The organism is Pedobacter sp. AC379, assembly GCF_979258145.1.
In genome coordinates this window covers 1193033-1214267 of the sequence record NZ_OZ409839.1, presented here as the reverse complement: position 1 = coordinate 1214267, position 21235 = coordinate 1193033, and the positions used below count along the sequence as shown (strand labels likewise).

The following is a 21235-nucleotide window of genomic DNA, read 5'->3' as shown; positions in this document are numbered from 1 at the left end:
TCCAAATCTGTGTTCATCTGTAAAAATCTGTGCCAAAAACATAAAGGACTATGTCTGATAAAATAATTATTGGCGTTACCGATTGCAGCAAATACGCCATTTACCGGGATTGGGTATTATCTTACAATAAAAGTGTTGAGGTTATCCAGCTTGGCTATAAACTAAACAACTTTGATGAAATAAATAAATGCGACGGTATTGTTTTAACCGGTGGTGAAGATGTTCATCCCCGTTTTTATAACCAGCCCGAATACTATCATTATTGCTATGATGATGACATTGATGAAGAACGGGATAACTTTGAGTTTAAGGTTTTAACCTATACAGAAGCAAACTCAATTCCGGTTTTGGGTATTTGTCGTGGCATGCAAGTGGGCAATGTATTTTTTGGCGGTACTTTAATTCCTGATATTCCAACCTGGGGAAAGTTCGATCACGGTAAAATGCCGGATAAATCAGACCGTTACCACGAAATCATTGTAAACCCATCTTCATGGCTCAACCAGATTGTAAACACAGATAAAGGCTTGGTTAACAGCAATCACCACCAAAGTACCGATAAAACCGGAAAAGGCCTTGTGGTAAGTGCAGTATCTCCTGATGGCGTTACTGAGGCAATGGAGCGGATGAAACCTGAAGGAAAACCTTTTTTGCTATTTGTACAATGGCATCCTGAACGGTTAAAAGATCAGCAGGGTCCTTTTAGCAAAAATATACACGAGGCTTTTATTCATGCGATAAACTTAAATATTAACCACAGATAAAAAGGATAAACACAGATCCTAATGATTATTACATTTTAAAATCTGTATTCATCTGTGAAAATCTGTGGTAAAAACAAAGAACATGCAAATCATCAACCCAGCAACAGAAGAAGTTATTGCGAATTTAGCGGAGGATACTCCATCTACGCTTCAAGCTAAATTTGAGACTTTAAAAGAGGCTCAGCCACTATGGGCAGGTAAAACACTTGGCGAAAGGATTAAGGTTATTACCCAGTTCAGTGATTTACTGGAAGCTAATATAGAAGAATTGGCTGCAGTGCTAACATCAGAAGTAGGCAAACCGCTTCAGCAATCGCGTAATGAAATTAACGGCGCAAGGGCACGCATTAAATGGATGCTCAATAATGCTGAAAAATATTTAAGTGATGAGGTAATGGTTGAGGAACCAGGTTTGAAAGAGGTTATTAAATATGAACCGTTGGGTGTGGTCTGCAACATTTCGGCATGGAACTATCCTTACCTGGTTGGCGTAAATGTTTTTATTCCTGCACTTTTAAGTGGCAATGCGGTAATGTACAAACCATCAGAGTATGCAACTTTAACAGGAATTGAAATTGCAAAACTGTTAAAAAAAGCAGGGGTGCCTGATGAGGTGTTCCATATTGCTATAGGAGCAAAAGAAACAGGAAGTGCACTATTAGAAATAGGCTTTGATGGTTATTTCTTCACAGGGTCATACAAAACAGGAAAATTTATTTACGAAAAAGTAGCCCCTAAAATGGTTCCTTGTCAATTAGAATTAGGTGGAAAAGATCCTTTGTACATCGCCGATGACGTTACAGATGTAACGGCAGCTGCAATTGGTACAGCTGATGGTGCTTTTTACAATAACGGACAAAGCTGCTGTTCTGTAGAGCGCATTTATGTGCACGAAAAAAATTATGATGAATACTTAAATGCTTTTATTACTGAGGTTCGAAGCTGGAAAACAGGTCTTCCTACTGTTGATGGTATTTACATTAGTGCATTAACGCGGAAAGAACAGATTGCCGTGCTTGAAAACCAGGTAAATGATGCTTTAAGTAAAGGTGCAAAATTATTGACTGGCGGCAAGGCTGTTGATGGAAAAGGTTATTACTTTGAACCTACAGTGCTAACTGATGTAAGCAACGATATGCTAGTGATGCAGGAAGAAAGTTTCGGACCAATTATCGGCATTATGAAAGTAAAAGATGATATTGAAGCCGTTAATATGATGCAAGATACCGATTACGGGTTAACCGCTTCTGTTTATACAGCAGATCAGGCAAGGGCTGAAAAAATATTGTCTCAGCTTGATTCCGGCTCCGGCTACTGGAACTGTTGCGACAGGGTGAGTGCAGCCCTGCCCTGGAGCGGTAGAAAATATTCTGGCATCGGTGCTACTCTATCACACCAGGGCTTAAGGGCGTTTACCAAACCGAAGGGCTATCATTTAAGAGGATAATAAAATGGAAAACGACAGAGATAATCACATGATTGAAGGCGAAATTGCCGATTATTTATTAACCGACGATGGGATATTAATTTCTTATAGTAAAAGTATTTTACGTACGGTAGAAAATATTTCGGCTAATGTTAAATTGGTTAAGGAAATTACAAATCACAAGAAAGTTCCGTTGTTAATCTATTTAAAAAATTCTCCGGTTCCGGATAAAGAAACCCGCAAGTTTTCGACTGAGCAGTTGCCCCAAATTTATACGGCCATGGCGATGGTTTCGAAACCGGGTTTGGCGCAATTGATTATGAAAATTCTTTTTAAGTTTCAAATTCCTCCAATTCCCATGAAATCATTTACGGATGATGAAAAGGCGAGAGAATGGTTGACGAAGTTTTTGTAGTTTACGAGAAATCATCATTGCTGAGAAGGCTTTTTTTAAGCCGAAGAAGCAATCTTACAACGATCGCTACCAGCTTTAAGATTATTCATTTTTGCGTATGTTTTTAAAGGCATTCATGAACTCGCTTGGTTCGGTTATCTTCGTGTCTCAGCAATGACGAGCGTTTTTTTTATCCGTCATTGGTAATGAAATGAAGTATCCGGAGTAGACGGATTTAGCAATTAAGTTTTTGACTACGCTCAGACTGACAAATCTTTAATAATAAAATAGATTAACTTTAACGTGAGTTTTGGGTCTTAATTTCGTCATAGCAAACCGAAGAAGGCGTTTTGCGTAGGCGTAAAGCAATCTTTTTAATAATAAATTAGATGATAGATTGCTTCGGCTCGCTCATATCCAGCCTCGCAATGACGAAATATTTTATAAAAAAATGATAATCAGACAAATAAACCAAATAATTCACGTCAACTTTATAAGTTTTTTTCAGCTCCAAACGCTATACGCTCAACGTTTTGCTCATTTCTCACTGCTCAAATTAAATCTTTTTTAATAAATTGCGAATTATACTTATCCGGATAAACCGTTTTAATTATTTTAATGAAAAAAATATTCCTTATTATCTCATGCTGTTTTTTTACAGCCAATATTTTCGCTCAATCTATCATTACAGAAACTGAAACCGGCGATGCCGAAAGTGCAGTTGTACAAACACCGATTGCCATTATTCCCGAACCGGTATCTTTAATGAAAAAGGCAGGAACTTTCATCTTACCCGAAAATATAACCATACAGGCCGTCAAAAGTGGAGAGTTAAAACAATCTATTGCATACCTTACTAACCGCATTACTACCGCCACAGGCAAATTTGTGAGTACAGTAAACGCATCAAACCATCCTACCATCAAACTGATTCTAAATGCACAAGAAGATGCACAGTTAGGTAAAGAAGGTTATAAATTAAATGTAAACCCAACTCAGGTTGTCATCACCGCAAATCAACCAGCGGGTATTTTTTATGGTGTTCAATCGTTGCTTCAGCTTTTTCCTGCCGAAATAGAGAGTAAAGAACTGGTAAACAATATCAAATGGAAAGCACCTTGTGTTGATGTGGTCGATTATCCTAAATTAGGTTGGAGAGGCCTTATGTTTGATGTTGCCCGTCATTTTTTCACCAAGCAGGAAGTAAAGCAGTTTATTGATGATATGGTGCGCTATAAATTTAACCTGTTGCACTTGCACCTTGCAGATGATGAAGGCTGGAGAATTGAAATTAAGGGTTTGCCGAAATTAACTGAAATTGGTGCATGGAGTGTTAAAAAAACCGGCACTTTTGGTGATTTTGTTCCTCCAACGGCTGATGAACCACGTACTTATGGTGGTTTTTATACGCAAGAAGATATTAAGGAACTTGTTCAATATGCACAAGAACGCTTTGTAAATATTTTACCAGAAATAGACGTTCCTGGCCATAGTTTGGCTATTATTGCTTCCTATCCCGAATTATCATGCACACCCGATGCCGTGAATTACAAAGTGCGTTCAGGCGAAAAAATTATGGATTGGAGCCGTGGTGCCCCTCCTATCGCTTTGGTAGATAATACGCTCTGCCCTGCTAATGAGAAAGTTTATGGCTTTTTAGATACAGTACTTACACAGGTTGCGCAGCTTTTCCCGTTCGAATATATCCATATGGGTGGCGATGAAGCTTCGCATAATTTCTGGGAGAAAAACGATCAGGTTAAAGCTTTAATGCAACGCGAAGGATTAAAAACGATTCCTCAGGTACAGGCATATTTCGAAAAAAGGGTTGAACAGATCGTAATTTCAAAAGGTAAAAAATTTATGGGCTGGGATGAAATTCTTGAAGGTGGGGTTTCACCTACGGCTGCTGTAATGAGCTGGCGTGGAATGAAATATGGCATTCAGGCAGCAAATGACAAACATAATGTGGTGATGAGCCCTACTGATTATGCTTATTTAGATTACATGCAGGCTGATCCCATTACTGAGCCTAAAGTATATGCCTCATTGAGGTTAAATAAAGTTTATCAGTTTAATCCATTGCCTGCGGGCGTAAACCCACAATATGTAATTGGTGGACAGGCAAACTTGTGGACGGAGCAGGTTTTTACTTTCCGCCAGGTAGAATATATGCTTTGGCCGCGTGCTTTTGCCATTTCAGAGTCGATTTGGAGTCCGATTGAAAAGAAGAACTGGACAAATTTTGTTGACCGTACAGAACAGCATTTCAAACGTTTGGATTTGGCCGAAATCAAATATTCTCCTGCCATTTATGATCCGATTTTTACTGTAAAGCGCAGTGCCGACAAACAGTTGATTATCGAATTAACACCTGAAATTGATGGTTTGGATATTTATTACAGTTTCGATAACTCCACTCCCGATCGCTTTTACCCTAAATACACAACTGCATTGCAGGTTCCGAAAGATGCCAGTATGTTGCGTGTAATTACTTATCGTGGCAAACAACCTATCGGAAGGCTGATTAGCATGCCAATAGCGGATTTGCAAAAAAGAGCGAGGTAATGGGAAAAGAAATAGAACGCAAATTTTTAGTCGATCAACAGAAGTGGGATAACCTTAACAAACCAAAGGGAAACCTATTTAGGCAAGGTTATTTGTTAACCGATAAAGACAAAACCATACGGGTAAGAGCAACAGAAACCAAAGGTTTTTTAACCATAAAAGGGCAAACAATTGGTGCTACACGAATGGAATATGAATATGAAATTCCTGTTGCTGAAGCCGTAGAATTGTTAGATAACTTCTCAAAATCCGAGCTTTCTAAAATCCGTTACGAAATTCCTTTTAAAAATAAATTATGGGAAGTAGACGTGTTTTCGGGCGATAACAAAGGATTAACCGTTGCAGAAATTGAACTGGAAACCGAAGATGAATTTTTTGATTTACCCGATTGGGTAAGTATTGAAGTTACAGAAGAAGAAAAGTATTATAATTCCAATTTAACAATAAATCCATTTAAGGATTGGGTTTAGCGATTATTTCCAGGAAATTGTATCATAATAGCACTTTTTTTGAAAGACATCCTATTAGCAAGATCGTCTTTTCTACCGAAAGACTGCGTGAGATCTTTGAACTAGTTTAAGGATTTCTCTATCAAAGGGATTTCTGCCCAATAATTAACAGTAACAATTCTATAATACGACACAGCACTTTTCCTCAAATAAGTTGATGCTCGTGGGCAAAATTTAGCAAACCCACTATCGATTTTACGCCAGTTTTACGCCAAATATTTTTACGGTGGGTTTCTACTGTATGCTCGGAAATGAAAAGCATTCTTCCAATATCTGCTGAGGTATGCTCTTTGGCAATCAACCGGATCACTTCAATTTCCCTTGCTGATAAAATATTAAGTTCCTCTATGTGATTTTCTCGCTGGTAACCATTTATAAACTTTGCGGTTATGGAATGTTGTATATAGGTTTGGCTTTGTAATACCTTATTTATTGCTTTATGCAATTCATGATATTTTACATTTTTTAAAAGATAACCCGTAGCACCAGATTTGATCATTGCTGAAATATCCGTAAAATCATCCTCCCAAGAAAGTACAATAATTTTAATCTTTTGAAACGCTCTTTTAAGTGTTTTAATTAAATCAGTACTATTTTTTGTACATAAACTGGCATCTACAATAACAACATCCGGTAATTTTTGTCGAATCAATTGAATTGCAACCAAACCAGAACTGGCTTTCCCTACAATGATAACACCTTCAATAGCACTCAGCATCAATTCAACACCGCCGAGCAGCTCATCAGAATCATTAAGTAAAAACACCTTAATCGTTTCCATAAGTTTAGTTTTAACGTTAAGCATTCTACCAGATTACGGGAAAAAACAGAGCAGCCGATTGTAATAAGCTACGCTGAGAAACCTACATCGGGCATATTATTAAAAGCCAGAAAATTTATGTTTTTAACGAAGATAGATAGTATAGGGATTTCGAAAATTTGTAATCGGCTGATAATTAACTGATCAATGGGATAACCTTGAATAAATTTAGTAGTTACTGGGCATAACTGCGGGAAAGGCAGTATGAAAAACATGCCATTTAGCAAACTTTTAATACCCGGAAATGGAACGGTAAAGCTTGAGCGCATAATGACAATAAGGATAAAAGAATGTTTTGTTGATCTAATTTAAACAAATATTTGACTTACCAGCAATTTATTCCATCCTTATTGCCAAAAAAGCGCAAAAACCAGCAATTAATGCTGTTCTTTGCGCTTTTTTTTATACTGGTCTTAATTATTTTGCTAACGGAGAGCCTTCGCCCGGTTTAATGATCTTTTTCAGTTCCACATCAAAAACCAATGGCGTAAATGGATTAATTGGTCCACCACCGTTTTCGCCAAAACCAAGTTTAGATGGCAAAATCATTTTAATCTTACCGCCAACACCGATTAATTGAATGCCTTGGATAACACCTTGAGGCAATTGCCCTAATGGCAAACTACGCGGCGCGTATTGTACATTTTCAGAATATATACCAGCTTCTTTAGCCACTTTTGCATCTGAAGTATCAAAAACATTTAATGCTCCACTCGATTTTTTATTGGTAAACTGACCGGTATAATCCATCACCACCGTATCGGTTAAAGTTGCTCTTTCTGAATTTCCGGGAGAAGTAATTACATATTGCAGGCCCGATGGTGCGGTGGTTACCTTTAGCTTATTCTCTTCAACATATTTAGCTATTTTAGTAGGCTCTACAATCTTATTTTTCTCATTTAACGCTTTATATTCTGCTTCGAAGAACAATCTTTTCTTGGCATCAAAAATAGAATCAGGATCTTTTCCTTTATGCAATACTTTCTCTATTTTAATTGTAAAGGAAGCAATATTTGATTTTAAACCTTTTGGCTTCGGCTGACCGGAATATTTCTCCATCGAATCTAGATTCAATTTGAAAACCGCACTATCACCCTCACCAAGCAACTTTAACCCAGATGCCAAATCGCCCTTAAACATGGATTTACTAATGGCAAAAAAGGCAGGTCGCTCATTATCGTAAGTATTAACCATTATCGAATCAGGATTGGTATTGGTTTCGACTGTTTGAACTCCGTTTAGCTTTACATAATCGCCATCCTGAATTTTTGGCTTACCATCACTTTTATAGATCTTGTAAGTCATATCTCCTTCACCCTTTTCAAACTTGTTACAGGCAGATAGTCCTAATGCTGCCGCTAAGAGCATAATAATTGCTTTTTTCATTTAATTTTATTTATTAAAAACCACTTCAATTCCTCATAAAGAAGATTTAAGTTATTTTATTACATCACTACAAAGATAGACTATATTAAGTTTTTATAAATCTTTAGGATATTATATTTCTTGGCTCAGCGTCAAAAAAAAAGGCAAAAAAAATCCTGCTTAAATGAATAAGCAGGATTTGTATATCAGTTATCTGATTATTTTTTAACTACCGGAGCAGGGATTGTTACCGGAGCCGCTGCAGCTGGTTTTCCTTTGATAATATCTTTGATTTCTAAATCGAAAGCAATCGGACTGAAAGGCATGATACCAACTTGTGGTGCACCTTGCTCGCCGTAACCTAAATTAGAAGGGATAATCACTTTGATTTTACCACCTTTACCAATCATTTGTAAAGCTTCAGTAAATCCAGGGATTGTACCGCCAACTGGCATTTTTTGAGGACCATATGGTTTACCTGGTTTAAGTTCATTTTCTGCTTTAGCAAGTTTCTCATCACTTGTATCGAAGATTTTGTATTTACCATCTTTACCTTTTTTAGTTACTCTACCTGTATAATCAATTAGTACGGTATCACCTAAAGCTGGTTTTTCAGCACTACCTGGTGCTTCAATAATGTAATGTAAACCACTTGCAGTAGTTTTGGTAGCCAATTTAGTATCGTCTAAATAAGCTTTTAATTTAGCAGGTTCAGCAGCTTTCTTTTTCTCTGAAGAAGCTTTGTAATCAGCCTGGAAAAATTCTGTTGCTCTTTTATTGAAAGTAGAATCAGCTTCGCCAGTTTTTTTCTTGAATACTTTTTCAATTTTAACAGTAAAAGTGATGTATTTATCATTTTTAAACTGCTCTGGTTTTGGTTGTTTGCTATGGAAAGCCATAGTATCCAAATTCACCTTAAAAGTTGCGCTATCGCCTTCTCCAAACAATGTTAAAACATCATTCATATCACCAGCGTACATTTTTTTCTGTGCAGGAAATACTGCAGGGGTTTCGCTATCGAAAGTGCTTGATAAAACTGAATCTTTATCGTTTTTTTGAATAAAATTCATTTTAACGATATCACCTTCTTTAATTTTTTCGTTACCTGCCGAGTGGTGAATGGTATATAATAAGCCACCAGCTCCCTTTTTTTCTTGTTTACATGCCGCTAAGCCTAAAGTAGCTGCTGCTAGAATAATAATTCCCTTTTTCATTTATTAATTTGACTTTTTAAGTTTTGTGTTTATTTATTGCCCTTAGGCGATTAATTGTTCTTTATATTCTGCTAATATCGATTTAAATTCGTTAACCACATCAGCTAATGGTTTTTCTGCCGCTCCACCAGCTGCATTTCTATGTCCGCCACCGTTGAAATATTTTTTGCAGATTTCATTTGCGGGAAAATCACCTGTAGATCGAACAGATAATTTCACTTTATCGCTACGCTCAACAATTAAGGCGGCCAAGCGGATACCGTTAATCGATAATGCATAGTTTACTACACCTTCTGTATCGCCTGTGGCACTATGGTATTCTGCAAGTTCATCTTTTGTAACCGAAATGATGGCTGTATTGTATTCTCTTAATACTTCCAGTTTATTTGATAAACAATAACCTAAAAAGCGCAAACGGTTTTCACTGGCATTATCGTATACGAGTTGATGGATTTTCCAATGCTCTGCACCCAAATCTATTAAATTTGCTGCTATGCGATAAACTTCTGAGGTGGCAGATTGAAACCGGAAAGAACCTGAGTCGGTCATAATACCTGTATATAAACAGGCTGCCACATCTTTATTGATGCCCGCTTTATCTTCCAGCTGATTTACGATAAAATCGTAAACCAATTGTGCAGCAGCACAGGCATTGATATCCCAATGGCGGTAATCATCAAAATCTTCAGGTTCCAAATGGTGATCGATCATGATTTTTTTAGCACCTGCAACCCTAACCAATTCGCCGAGTTCGTTAATACGGCTTAAGGTATTAAAATCAAGGCAGAAAATGATCGAAGCTTCATCCACTAACTTCGCGGCTTCTTCTTGCTGCTCGGTAAAAATAATTACATCACCATTGTTTGGCATCCAATGTAAAAAAGTAGGATAATCAGTTGGAGTGATTACCTTAACGTGGTGGCCTTTTTGAATTAAATATCCATATAAACCTAAAGATGAACCCATCGCATCGCCATCAGGTTTGTGATGCGTAGTGATCACAATTCGTTGTGGCGTAGCCAATAATGTTTTTAATTCAGTTAATGTAAGCATATATTTTTTGCGCTGCAAAGCTAAGTATTTTTAATATAGAAATGCAGCTTAAAGTAACAATATCAGTCGCATTATAGCCAAAGCCTCTCCTAAACATGAACAATGGCTGTTGATTATTCATCAATTAAAACGTATTTTTGCAGAAAATTGATATCAAAAGCACAATGAGCACTAACAGAACTTTTACCATGATTAAGCCTGATGCAGTAGCAAACGGCCACATCGGATCGATCATTAACGACATTACCAATGCAGGTTTCAAAATCATTGCATTAAAATATACCAAACTTACAGATGAAACTGCCGGTCAGTTTTACGCTGTACATGCTGAGCGTCCTTTTTACAAAGATTTAGTAAGCTTTATGTCTTCAGGACCAATTGTTGCTGCTATTTTAGAAAAAGACAACGCAATTGAAGATTTCAGAAAATTGATCGGTGCTACCAACCCCGCTGAGGCTGCAGAAGGTACAATCCGTAATAAATATGCTAAATCAATCGATGCTAATGCAGTTCACGGTTCAGATTCTGATGAGAATGCAGAAATTGAAGGTAACTTCTTTTTTAAAGCAGACGAACGTTTCTAGTTCGCTACACAAAAAATTTACAATAAAAGCCCGAATATTCGGGCTTTTATTGTTTTATCTATTTTGTATCTTTCGCCCATAAAATAATCCACAATAAACCTGTTGGAATTAGTTACAAATAAATAATCAATGAAGAGAATTTTTCTGGCGGTATGTTTATCAGGTATCGCCTTTGCATCTTATGCACAAACCAAAACAGCAGCAAAAAAGCCTGCCGCAAAGAAACCTACTACAGCAAGTAAAACTTCAACATTTACCGTGTTAAAATCTTCATTAGATTCTACCAGTTATGCTTTCGGTACTTCGATTGGTGCAGGCTTAAAAACTACCGGCCTATCTACCTTAAATTACGAAGTATTATTAAAGGGTTTGAAAGATGCATTTAGTGGCGGCAAGGTAGTACTTACGCAACAACAGGCTCAGCAGTGTATAAATGAGGCGATTTCTAAAGCCTCTGCAGTAAAAAACAAAGCAGAAACAGAAGCAAATAAAATTAAATACGCACCAATTATGAAAGAAGGACAGGATTTTTTAGAACAAAACAAAAAACGTGCAGGCGTGCAAACAACTGCAAGCGGTTTACAATATGAAGTTTTAACTCCAGGAACAGGAGTTAAACCGGTAGCAACAGATTCGGTATTGGTTCATTACAAAGGAACCCTATTAAACGGAAAACAGTTCGACAGCTCTTATGACAGAGGTGAGCCGATTTCTTTCCCACTTAACCGTGTAATACCGGGGTGGACAGAAGGTGTACAGTTAATGCCTGCTGGCTCTAAATACAAATTCTTTATTCCTTATAACCTGGCTTACGGCGAACGTGGCGCAGGTGCAGATATTCCGCCTTATAGCACTTTGATCTTCGAGGTTGAGTTGTTAAAAGTGAACGGAAAATAATTTTAAGGCAATTTAAGAACGGACATTTGCAGTTAACCGTCATAAATGGCTAAGAACCTGAAGGTTCACCGAAGTTAAATTTATTATTTGCGGTCAGAAGTTCACATCTGGCCGTTTTTTATTTTAAATAATTTGTACTTGGAATTGCATGTTGCATTACTTTACCGGGTGGTTACATCCAACATCACTGATAAGCAATTGGAGGCAAATAAGTCATTTACTAAAACTTTCTTCAACCTTCGATGTTAGCTATTACAAATTAACTGATATGAAAAAAGCATTTCCTTTAGTACTGATCGCATTTTTATGCACCACCTTAAGCAGTTGTGAACTGGTAGAAGGTATATTTAAAGCCGGCGTTTGGGTAGGCGTTATTGTGGTTGTGGTTGTTGTTGCAATCGTAATCTGGATTTTATCTAAGATTTTTGGCGGAGGCAGAAGTTAGTCTCTAGTGCACAGTCTTTATTCGGGAGCTTTATCTCCACTAAAATAAAAGGGCATAAATTTAAACTAATGCCCTTTTATTTTCACTTACAAAAAGACCATGTCATTGATGACCTCACTACCGGCATGTTCGTTAAGTTTCTGGATAATGCCCTGACGAACCATAACCAGTTCGTTTTTAATAACGGATGATTCTATCCGGAGAAAAAGTTTTTTATCGTGGATGTAGATCTGTTTGGTTCTATTTGCAATGGCAGTTCCCATAATCTCAGGCCATATCGATAAAATTGAAGTTTCATCAAACTTACGGCGTAAACGGTATACATCGAGCATTTTGCTAATCGCATCCTTTACTGTAACATCATTGGGTTTACGCATTTTGTATATTTCCGTTATCAACTTCAAACAAAGTTACATCAACTTCTATTTTTTCAAAAATTGATTTTACTCTTTCCCTTCCTGTATCTGTTATAAATATTTGCCCAAAATCATGGTGGGAAACCATTTGCATTAATTTTTGAACACGGTTATCATCCAGCTTATCAAAAATATCATCCAGCAAAAGCAAAGGTTTAAAACCCTTATTTTTGGCTAGGTAAGCGTATTGTGCCAGTTTTAAAGCAATTAAAAATGATTTTTGCTGACCTTGGGAACCAAACTTTTTTAAAGGCATACCGCTAATTACAAAAGCCAGTTCATCTTTATGTATGCCTGTGGTGGTACGCTCAAGGATGCGATCTTTCTCAACTGATTTTTTTAAAAGTTCTTCAAATGTTGTCTCATTCAATTGTGATTGATAGTTGAGCTCAACCGTTTCCTTGTTTTCGGTAAGGTAAATATAATACTGGTTAAAAAGCGGAATAAACTCATCCATAAAGGCTTTACGGATGGCAAAGATTTTATTGCCGGCAAAAACCAATTGCTCATCTAAAATTTCGAGTAACGTTGGGTCGTATTTCCGGGTAATGGCAATCTGTTTTAACAGCGCATTCCGATTTAACAAGATGCGGTTATAGGTAATCAGCTGATCGAGATAATGGGCATCTGTTTGCGAAATCACATTATCGATGAATTTTCTCCGTTCCTCACTTCCTTCCATAATCAGGTTTACATCATAAGGAGAAACCATTACCACAGGGAACAGGCCTATATGATCGGCCAGTTTATCGTATTCTTTTTTATTGCGCTTAAACTGTTTTTTTTGATTCCGTTTAACGCCGCAAGAAATTTTTTCGTTTTTGGTACTTCGGTCGAAATCACCCTGAATCATGAACACTTCTTCTCCGGTTTTAATCTGCTGACTATCGATTGGATTGAAGTAACTTTTGCACAAACACAGGTAATGTATGGCATCGAGCATATTGGTTTTACCAGAGCCGTTATTACCCGTAAAAACGTTTACAGTTTCTGAGAAATGAAGATCTGCATCCGTATAGTTTTTGAAATTTAGAAGGGTAATGTTTTTTAACCACATAAATATGTCACAAATTTACCGTTTTTTAACCTCTTAACATTCATTGTTTAAAATAAACGTTAATAACATTTAAAAAAACTGTACTTTCATAGCAAGTAAAATTACATGGTTGCACAAAAAATGTTAGAGGGAAACGTTCTATGGTCTTACGATCATGAACTGACCAATGAAAAAAGCTCAAGCTGGATTAAAAAAATCGCTGGTTTATTTTCGTTTTTAAAGCCGATCCATAATCATGAAGGGAATATTCTATTGGCCTCCAACGGACTTTTTATTACCGGAGACGAGCAGCTGGAACTTCCACTATCACATATTGAAGAGGTTTATATGGGTTTCGATGATGTATTTCCTGCCTCATCAGCCAAAAATTTCGGAGCATTTTGGCAACCCATCCGAATTAAATCAACCATAAGCCGCTCAGAAAGCCAAACCGTATACCTGGTGATAAACCATACGGGCATTTTTAGCGATAACCAAACCTGGTTTAACACGCTAATTAGGTTATTGCGGTAATTGAGCTGGCATTTACAGTTCTGCATGCCTAAATAACTAATGTTTAATCAAATACTTCAAAATAAAGATTGATACTTTGATTGAAAAATGTATTTTTGCAATCTTAAATTTTTTAAACAAACATGTCTACAACAGATAACCAGACAATTCAACCATCTAAAAAAGGTTCATTTTTACAAGAGAATAACAAAAGCTTACTGTTTATTGCAGGTGCTGTAGTTTTATTAGTTTTAATATATCTTTGGTATCAAGGCGTGTATTTAAAAGGCCGTGCAGAAGAAGCTGCCAGCAAAATGTACAAAGCAGAACAATATGTTGGGGTAGATTCACTATCCAACAAAGCTGTTAAAGGTGAAGGTGGTTACCCGGGCCTGGAGCAAATTGCAAAAGAATACGATAACACAAAATCGGCAAATTTAGCAAATCTTTATTTAGGTGGCATTTATTTACGTAAAGGCGAATATAAACAAGCTATCGAATCGTTAAGCAAATACAGTGCTACTGGCAGTCCGGTTGCAGATCCATTGGCTTTAGGTTTATTAGGAGATGCTTACAGTGAGTTGAAAGACTACAAACAAGCCGCCACTTATTATAAAAAAGCAGCTGATAAAGCAAGCAAATTTACTTCACCAATGTTTTTAAAGAAATTAGGGTTGGTAAATGAAAATCAAAATGATTTTAAAGGTGCTGTTGATGCCTATACTAAGGTAAAAACGCAATATCCTGAAAGTGCTGAAGCGCAATTAATTGATGCTTATATTGCAAGAGCTCAAGAAAAAGTTAAATAATCATTAACTAAAAATATATTCATTAAAAAGATCATCGAAAGATGGTCTTTTTTTGTTTGAAAGTAGTCCTGATAAAGATTTAAATTCATGCAGAATAGTCTGTGAGGACACAGACCATGGATCCGTAGAGGGAATCTATATAAAATTATGCTATTCAGCCCCTAATAGCAGTAAAAACTTTGCTTTATAGACCTGATTGACGCGGTAGCTCCCGATTCCCTTCTAATCGGGACTACAAGCATAAAGCAGCGCGAACATTCAAAAGAGCTTCTGCAACTGCGCTTCAAATGATTTTTCTCCTCCCCTACGTGCTAATTAAAAAATCCCATTAGCATCTTCATCAATTGTAGCGCAACGAAATAGAGATGTTCCCTTCTGTTTATTACCATATAAGGCATTTGAGGGACATATAAGTTAAAATTATTATCTGTAGAAGGTTGAATATACTTTCTAACAAAAGATCCTCTGCTATGCTCAGGATGACAGCATGCATAGTTAAGCGATTTAAACAGTTACCGGATTAACCTCAAAATTTACTTATTAAAAGCTGTCATGGTGTGAGCAGGCCCAATGGTAACAAAACTTTTAATCAGTTCAACACTTTTATCAATCAATGCAGGGAGTTCTAATTGTTCATTTTTATCAAACAAGCCCAAAACAAAATCAATCTGTCTACCTTTTGGATAATCGCTTCCGATGCCAAAACGCAAGCGGGCATAGTTTTGTCCGCCACACATTTCTTCAATGCTTTTTAAGCCATTATGGCCTGCACTGGAGCCTTGCAGTTTAAGTCTTAACTTTCCTAGAGGTAATGCCAGATCGTCAACTACAACCAAAACATTTTCAGGAGCTATTTTTAACTCCTTCATCCAATAGTTTACTGCCTTACCGCTAAGGTTCATAAAAGTAGTTGGCTTTATAACATGTAGTTTTTTGCCTTTATAGCTTACTTCCGAATAATAGGCCAAACGAATATTATCGAAACTACCTCCTAGGCCTTTAACCAGTTCATCGGCAATATCAAAGCCAATGTTGTGCCTGGTGTGTGCATAATCCGGTCCGATATTTCCTAAGCCAACGATGAGATACTTCATGGCGCAAAGATAATAAAAAGGTTGAGGGCGGGAAAGCTGGATGGTGGAAGATGAAAAAAGTTCGGAGTAGGAAGTTCGGAGTCTTTACCTTTGCAAGAGCATGGTATTTAGCGTATGAGGGTTATCTCACGTAAATAGAAAAAGCGGTACAAAATTGCTTTTGCACCGCTTTTAAAAACTGTGTAATCACATTATGTGATATCAGTGTACTATTTTTTACCTTTAGCAGCTTCAGTTTCTGCTTGTTTTAATGCTCTAGACATTGCAACAGAAACGATAGTATCTTCAGGAGTGTTAGTAATTACGTAGCTCTCGCCTTTAAGGTCGCGAACACGGAATAAACTTCCAACTTCTAATTTTTCTAAGCTTACTTCTACGTTTTGAGGCATGTTAGCTGGTAACGCTTTAACACGAAGTTTACGTAATTTCTGGATTAATTTACCTCCCATTTTTACACCTGGAGAAGTTCCTGTTAATTTAACCGGGATCTCCATAACAATTTCTTTCTCGTCGAATAACTGAAGAAAATCGATGTGCATTAATACGTCGGTAAGTGGGTGAAATTGAGTGTCTTTTACGATAGCTTTAGTTTTAGTACCGTTAACATCAATCTCCACAAAGTTTACATCCGGGGTATAAATAACATCTCTTAAATCTGCAATAACCACTGCGAAGTGTTGTTGCTCTTTTCCACCATACAATACCGCCGGAACTTTACCTTCGTAACGAAGTTCCTTGGCATCGCGTTTCCCTACGTTCTCTCTTGGAGAACCGCTAATTGCGATTGTTTTCATTTTTATATTTATTATTTAATTAAACTCTTTTTTATGGTTTCACGTTCTGCGGCTGGCGTTTTTAGCACTCTTCGCAATACGTTAAACATTTTGCATTATACTCTAAACAGATCGCTAATTGAGCCATGTTCGTTTACATTGGCAATTGCCCTTGCAAATAAACTTGCTGTACTTAGCACCCTAATTTTCGGACTTTCCTGTCTTAACGGAATGGTATCCGTAACAATCAGTTCGGTTAATACCGAATTTTCTACCGTTTCTATGGCTTTGCCCGATAATACTGCATGTGTACAAACTGCTCTTACACTTGCTGCTCCGTTTTCCATAATTAAAGCTGCTGCTTTAGAAAGGGTTCCGGCAGTATCGCAGATATCGTCAATCAATACTACATCTTGTCCGGTAACATCACCAATAATCGACATTGATTCGATTTCATTGGCGCGTTTACGGCGTTTATCGCAAATAATTACCTCAGCGTTAAAGAACTTTGCAAAAGTACGTGCCCTATATGAACCGCCCATATCCGGCGATGCAATAGTTAAGTTTTTTAAGCCCAAGCTTTTGATATATGGTACAAAAATTACCGATCCATCTAAGTGATCAACCGGAATATCAAAGAAACCCTGTATCTGTGCAGCATGCAAATCCATCGTCATGATGCGGTGAATACCTGCTGATTTTAATAAGTTTGCCACCAATTTGGCACCGATTGCTACACGGGGCTTGTCTTTTCTATCCTGACGGGCCAAACCATAATAAGGAACTACTGCAGTAATATAATGTGCCGATGCTCTTTTAGCAGCATCAACCATTAGCAAAAGTTCCATTAAATTATCGCTGGGCTGATAAGTAGACTGGATTAGAAAAACATCACTACCACGAATTGATTCATCAAAGGAAGGTTGAAACTCGCCATCGCTGAATTTGTGGATGGTTACGCTACCAAGCGGCTTACCGTAATGTTCGGCAATCTTAAGTGATAATCCCTTAGAACCTGTTCCGGAAAAAAGCTTTACCGGGTTAAACTGCAATGGCATGGGTTCGTGTAGTTTACGGTTAAAAAAAATCGGATCATGTCTATTTAAAACATGATCCGACATTAAATTTTAGTTGTCCGACCTGGATTCGAACCAAGACAAACGGTACCAAAAACCGTTGTACTACCCTTATACTATCGGACAAAAACTTCTCAAGGATATTCTCCTCGAAAGGGAATGCAAATGTAGGAACCTTATTTTAAATATGCAAGAGTGATTTTAAAATATTTTTAATTTCTTTCCTGCTGTTCCTGTTTGCGTTGCAAAGATAAAAAAATCATCATATCTGGTGCAACATTTTATTTTTTTCTACGACTTTTTTTACTGCGAACCACTTAAATCATTTATTATCAAAGACTAAAATTAAACTATGAATTACTCAAGGATCAACACCATTGGAGGCTGGCTCTGTTTTTTCGTTGCCACGCTCACGTACATCTTAACTTTAGATCAATCTGTAAGTTTTTGGGATTGCGGCGAATTTATTTCTGCAGCCTTCCGCATGGAGGTGGTACACCAACCCGGCGCTCCTATTGTATCAATGATCCAGCGGTTATTTTCTGCGTTGGCTTTTGGCGATAAAACCAAAGTGGCTTATTTTGTGAATTTAGCATCGGCCCTTGCCAGTGCCGGAACGATACTTTTTTTATTCTGGACGATTACCGCACTGGCAAAAAAAACGGTAATTAAAAAAGGCGAAGAAATTACAAATCAGAAAATCATCGGCATTATGGGCGCAGGTTTAGTTGGTGCCCTGGCTTATGCTTTTTCTGATAGTTTTTGGTTTTCGGCAGTTGAGGCAGAAGTTTATGCCATGTCGTCGCTTTGTAGTGCCGTTGTGTTTTGGGGAATACTAAAATGGGAATCGCTAGCCGATGAACCAAAATCAGACCGATGGCTGCTCCTTGTAGCTTATATTATGGGGCTTTCCATTGGCGTACACATTTTAAACTTACTTACCATCCCCGCGCTAATATTTGTCTATTATTTTAAAAAATATCCCTCACCTACCTGGCAAAGTATTTTAAAAGTATTTTTTATTTCAATTCTGGCTTTAGCGGTGGTCCAATTTGGTATCATCCAGTATATCATATCTATTGCAGCAGGTTTCGATTACTTTTTTGTAAACACGATGGGGCTGGGTTTTGGATCGGGAATATTGTTTTTTGCTGTTCTTTTAATCTCTGGTTTGGTTTATGGCATCCGCTACTCCATCCTAAAAAACAAAAGGGCCTTAAACCTCATCATGCTATTTACTGTGCTATTATTATTTGGCTATAGCTCCTATGCTTTACTGGTAATCAGGGCGCAGGCTAAACCGAATTTGAACAATTATAATGTAGATAACGTTTTTTCACTTTCGAGGTATCTGGGTCGCGATCAATATGGCGACAGACCTCTGCTTTATGGTGAGAATTACAATTCGCAAAAAACAGACATTAAAGAAACTGGTAAAATTATCCGTAAGGGCGAGAAGAAATATGAACCTGCCGGAACTAAATCTGCTTATGTTTTTGCCGATGAAACATTATTACCGCGCATGTATAGCGACAAACCCGAACATACCAGGTTTTATAAAAGTTATATGGGTTTTAACGATGAGCATAAACCAACCTTTATGGATAACCTGACGTACTTATTCTCCTTTCAGGCGGGGCAAATGTACATGCGTTATTTTATGTGGAATTTTGTTGGCAGGCAGGATAATGAGGATGGACAGTTTGGAGGAAAAGATGGCAACTGGCTTAGCGGCATTAAACCCCTGGATGCGATTAGGCTTGGTAACCAGAAAAACCTTCCACCTTCAATTGTAGAGAACAAAGCATATAACCGATTTTTCTTTTTACCGTTAATTATCGGACTGATTGGTGCGGTATGGCATTTTAAACGCAACCAGAAAGATGCCGGCATTATTGGTTTACTTTTTGTTTTTACCGGCATTGCCATTGTATTTTACCTAAATTCTGTACCAATTGAGCCTCGCGAGCGGGATTACGCTTATGTGGGTTCATTTTATGCTTTTGCCATATGGATCGGTTTAGGTGTATTTGGTTTAAAAGATTATGTTTTTCAAAAATTAACGCCAACAAAGGCAAGTATTTTTGCATCACTTATAGCACTGTTTGGTGCTCCGGTTATAATGGCCAATCAAGGCTGGGATGATCACGACCGTTCGGATATCCATGTGGCGAGAGATATGTCGGTAAATTACCTAAAATCATGCGCACCAAATGCCATCCTCTTCACCTATGGCGATAATGATACCTATCCTGTTTGGTATGCCCAGGAGGTAGAAAACATCCGTCCGGATGTGCGCATTGTAAACCTAAGTTTATTTACGGCTGATTGGTACATTGATGGGATGCGCAGAAAGCAAAATGAATCTGCTCCATTGCCAATTACGCTAAAACCTGAACAATACGTTGAGGGTACAAGGGATATTATGTATTACCAGGATTATAAAATAGCCCAGCATATAGAGTTAAAACAGATTTTAGACGTGCTCCTATCCGACAGTGATGAAGATAAGGTAACCATGAATGATGGCACAAAGTACAATGTATTGCCAACCAAAAACCTTAAACTGGCAGTAAACCCGCAACAGGTTCTGGATACCGGAACCGTGCCTAAAGAAGTTGCAGGTAAAATTGCCAGCAGCATGGAATGGACTTTTGGTTCGGAATATGTAACAAAAGGCACCCTTGCTTTATTTGATATTTTAACACATAACAATTGGGAAAGACCCATTTATTTTAGTGGCGCAATGCCGAATGAACAGTATTTGGGGCTAAACAAATACCTTTACTCGGAAGGGTTAAACAAAAGATTGCTGCCTTTAAAACCAGATACCGCAATAACCGAAGATTATGAACGTGTAAACTTAAAACCTTTATACAACAACCTGATGAATGTTTACGCTTTTGGCAATATTAAATACGCCAACCATTTAGATAGGCAATCTGCTGATGATGTAACTATGTTGGCCAACATGTTTAACGGCCTTTTAAATGGTTTGATCAATGAAGGTAAAGTTGCTGAAAGTAAAAAAGTGGCCAACAAATACCTGGAAGTAATTCCCACTAAATTTTACAGCATGCGCCAGGTAATGAGCACCTATTATTTTACGGAAAGCCTATACCGATTAAACGATTTAAACCATGCAAATGCAATGATCATAAAGTCTGCTGATTATGTAGGTAAAGAGCTTACCCACCTGGCTGATGTTTCGGAAAGTAAAAATCAATTGTCATCAGAGCAGGATGTTCGTTTTTACCTCGGCTATTTAGGTCAGATGGTAAAATTAACGGAGGTTTTTAAGCAGCAAGCACTTAGTAAAAGTTTAGAAAAACAGTATAACGACCTGATTGTAAGATTTACTCCTTTTGCGGCGGGTTAATCAAAAACATTCTAAATTTTAACCGATAGGCAGATTTTACATTTCTGCTTATCGGTTTTTAATTTGTAAATAGATTAAAATCCTTTAAGATAATAGACTT

Annotated in this window: 20 protein-coding genes; 11 read left to right on the top strand and 9 right to left on the bottom strand. The window is 37.4% G+C overall.

Annotated elements, in window-relative coordinates:
• Positions 1-50 precede the first annotated feature (50 nt).
• The 5 genes from ACZZZW_RS05310 to ACZZZW_RS05290 all read left to right on the top strand — a co-directional run bounded on the left by ACZZZW_RS05310 (position 51) and on the right by ACZZZW_RS05290 (position 5622).
• On the top strand, positions 51-764 hold the full coding sequence (locus ACZZZW_RS05310) for a gamma-glutamyl-gamma-aminobutyrate hydrolase family protein (protein WP_463492486.1): 714 nt from the start codon (positions 51-53) through the stop codon (positions 762-764).
• 82 nt (positions 765-846) lie between these two features.
• Entirely contained in the window at positions 847-2211 is a 1365-nt protein-coding gene (locus ACZZZW_RS05305; protein ID WP_463492485.1) for an aldehyde dehydrogenase family protein, read from the top strand.
• Positions 2212-2215: 4 nt separating this feature from the next.
• On the top strand, positions 2216-2605 hold the full coding sequence (locus tag ACZZZW_RS05300) for a SpoIIAA family protein (protein WP_055908188.1): 390 nt from the start codon (positions 2216-2218) through the stop codon (positions 2603-2605).
• Between the two features lie 597 nt (positions 2606-3202).
• Positions 3203-5152 carry a beta-N-acetylhexosaminidase gene (locus ACZZZW_RS05295; RefSeq protein ID WP_055908190.1) on the top strand — a complete coding sequence of 650 codons (1950 nt, stop codon included), beginning with the start codon at positions 3203-3205 and terminating at the stop codon, positions 5150-5152.
• A complete protein-coding gene (locus ACZZZW_RS05290; protein ID WP_463492484.1) occupies positions 5152-5622 on the top strand; it encodes a CYTH domain-containing protein in 471 nt (156 codons plus the stop codon). Before ACZZZW_RS05295 ends, ACZZZW_RS05290 begins: the two co-directional genes overlap by 1 nt.
• Positions 5623-5806: 184 nt before the next feature.
• Here the strand turns inward: ACZZZW_RS05290 and ACZZZW_RS05285 are convergent, their stop codons facing one another.
• From ACZZZW_RS05285 to ACZZZW_RS05270, 4 genes are all read right to left on the bottom strand, one after another.
• Entirely contained in the window at positions 5807-6442 is a 636-nt protein-coding gene (locus tag ACZZZW_RS05285) for a response regulator (protein ID WP_463492483.1), read from the bottom strand.
• A gap of 456 nt (positions 6443-6898) precedes the next feature.
• Positions 6899-7867: an FKBP-type peptidyl-prolyl cis-trans isomerase gene (locus ACZZZW_RS05280; RefSeq protein WP_463492482.1), complete on the bottom strand. Its 969-nt coding sequence runs from the start codon at positions 7865-7867 to the stop codon at positions 6899-6901.
• A gap of 197 nt (positions 7868-8064) precedes the next feature.
• Positions 8065-9060, bottom strand: a complete 996-nt coding sequence (locus tag ACZZZW_RS05275) for an FKBP-type peptidyl-prolyl cis-trans isomerase (RefSeq protein WP_055908210.1) — start codon at positions 9058-9060, stop codon at positions 8065-8067.
• A gap of 42 nt (positions 9061-9102) precedes the next feature.
• Positions 9103-10113 carry a DHH family phosphoesterase gene (locus ACZZZW_RS05270; protein WP_463492481.1) on the bottom strand — a complete coding sequence of 337 codons (1011 nt, stop codon included), beginning with the start codon at positions 10111-10113 and terminating at the stop codon, positions 9103-9105.
• Positions 10114-10277: 164 nt separating this feature from the next.
• On the opposite strand from ACZZZW_RS05270, the gene ACZZZW_RS05265 reads away from it, so the two are divergent.
• The 3 genes from ACZZZW_RS05265 to ACZZZW_RS05255 all read left to right on the top strand — a co-directional run bounded on the left by ACZZZW_RS05265 (position 10278) and on the right by ACZZZW_RS05255 (position 12039).
• Complete coding sequence (locus ACZZZW_RS05265; protein WP_463492480.1) at positions 10278-10697, top strand: nucleoside-diphosphate kinase; 420 nt, start codon at positions 10278-10280, stop codon at positions 10695-10697.
• 129 nt (positions 10698-10826) lie between these two features.
• Positions 10827-11594 carry an FKBP-type peptidyl-prolyl cis-trans isomerase gene (locus ACZZZW_RS05260; RefSeq protein WP_055908220.1) on the top strand — a complete coding sequence of 256 codons (768 nt, stop codon included), beginning with the start codon at positions 10827-10829 and terminating at the stop codon, positions 11592-11594.
• A gap of 268 nt (positions 11595-11862) precedes the next feature.
• A complete protein-coding gene (locus tag ACZZZW_RS05255; protein ID WP_200912294.1) occupies positions 11863-12039 on the top strand; it encodes a hypothetical protein in 177 nt (58 codons plus the stop codon).
• Between the two features lie 86 nt (positions 12040-12125).
• Here ACZZZW_RS05255 and ACZZZW_RS05250 read toward each other — a convergent pair whose 3' ends face one another.
• Together ACZZZW_RS05250 and recF are read right to left on the bottom strand one after the other, a co-directional pair.
• Positions 12126-12416: a DciA family protein gene (locus ACZZZW_RS05250; RefSeq protein WP_055908226.1), complete on the bottom strand. Its 291-nt coding sequence runs from the start codon at positions 12414-12416 to the stop codon at positions 12126-12128.
• On the bottom strand, positions 12409-13512 hold the full coding sequence (gene recF / locus ACZZZW_RS05245; RefSeq protein WP_463492479.1) for a DNA replication/repair protein RecF: 1104 nt from the start codon (positions 13510-13512) through the stop codon (positions 12409-12411). Before recF ends, ACZZZW_RS05250 begins: the two co-directional genes overlap by 8 nt.
• 105 nt (positions 13513-13617) lie before the next feature.
• Between recF and ACZZZW_RS05240 the strand changes: the two genes are divergently transcribed.
• Together ACZZZW_RS05240 and ACZZZW_RS05235 are read left to right on the top strand one after the other, a co-directional pair.
• Positions 13618-14025, top strand: coding sequence for a hypothetical protein (locus tag ACZZZW_RS05240; protein WP_055908234.1), 408 nt, complete (start codon positions 13618-13620; stop codon positions 14023-14025).
• A gap of 122 nt (positions 14026-14147) precedes the next feature.
• Complete coding sequence (locus tag ACZZZW_RS05235; protein WP_055908237.1) at positions 14148-14813, top strand: tetratricopeptide repeat protein; 666 nt, start codon at positions 14148-14150, stop codon at positions 14811-14813.
• Positions 14814-15346: 533 nt separating this feature from the next.
• Here ACZZZW_RS05235 and pth read toward each other — a convergent pair.
• The 3 genes from pth to ACZZZW_RS05220 form a co-directional block, all read right to left on the bottom strand.
• The gene (pth, locus tag ACZZZW_RS05230; RefSeq protein WP_055908240.1) at positions 15347-15907 is read right to left on the bottom strand and encodes an aminoacyl-tRNA hydrolase; all 561 of its coding nucleotides are present in this window, start codon (positions 15905-15907) and stop codon (positions 15347-15349) included.
• Positions 15908-16116: 209 nt separating this feature from the next.
• Positions 16117-16701, bottom strand: a complete 585-nt coding sequence (locus ACZZZW_RS05225; RefSeq protein ID WP_055908243.1) for a 50S ribosomal protein L25/general stress protein Ctc — start codon at positions 16699-16701, stop codon at positions 16117-16119.
• A gap of 95 nt (positions 16702-16796) precedes the next feature.
• A complete protein-coding gene (locus ACZZZW_RS05220) occupies positions 16797-17738 on the bottom strand; it encodes a ribose-phosphate pyrophosphokinase (RefSeq protein WP_055909454.1) in 942 nt (313 codons plus the stop codon).
• A 370-nt stretch (positions 17739-18108) separates the two neighbouring features.
• Here ACZZZW_RS05220 and ACZZZW_RS05215 point away from each other — a divergent pair, with 370 nt between their 5' ends.
• Complete coding sequence (locus ACZZZW_RS05215; RefSeq protein WP_463492478.1) at positions 18109-21135, top strand: glycosyltransferase family 117 protein; 3027 nt, start codon at positions 18109-18111, stop codon at positions 21133-21135.
• The last annotated feature ends 100 nt before the right edge of the window (positions 21136-21235 follow it).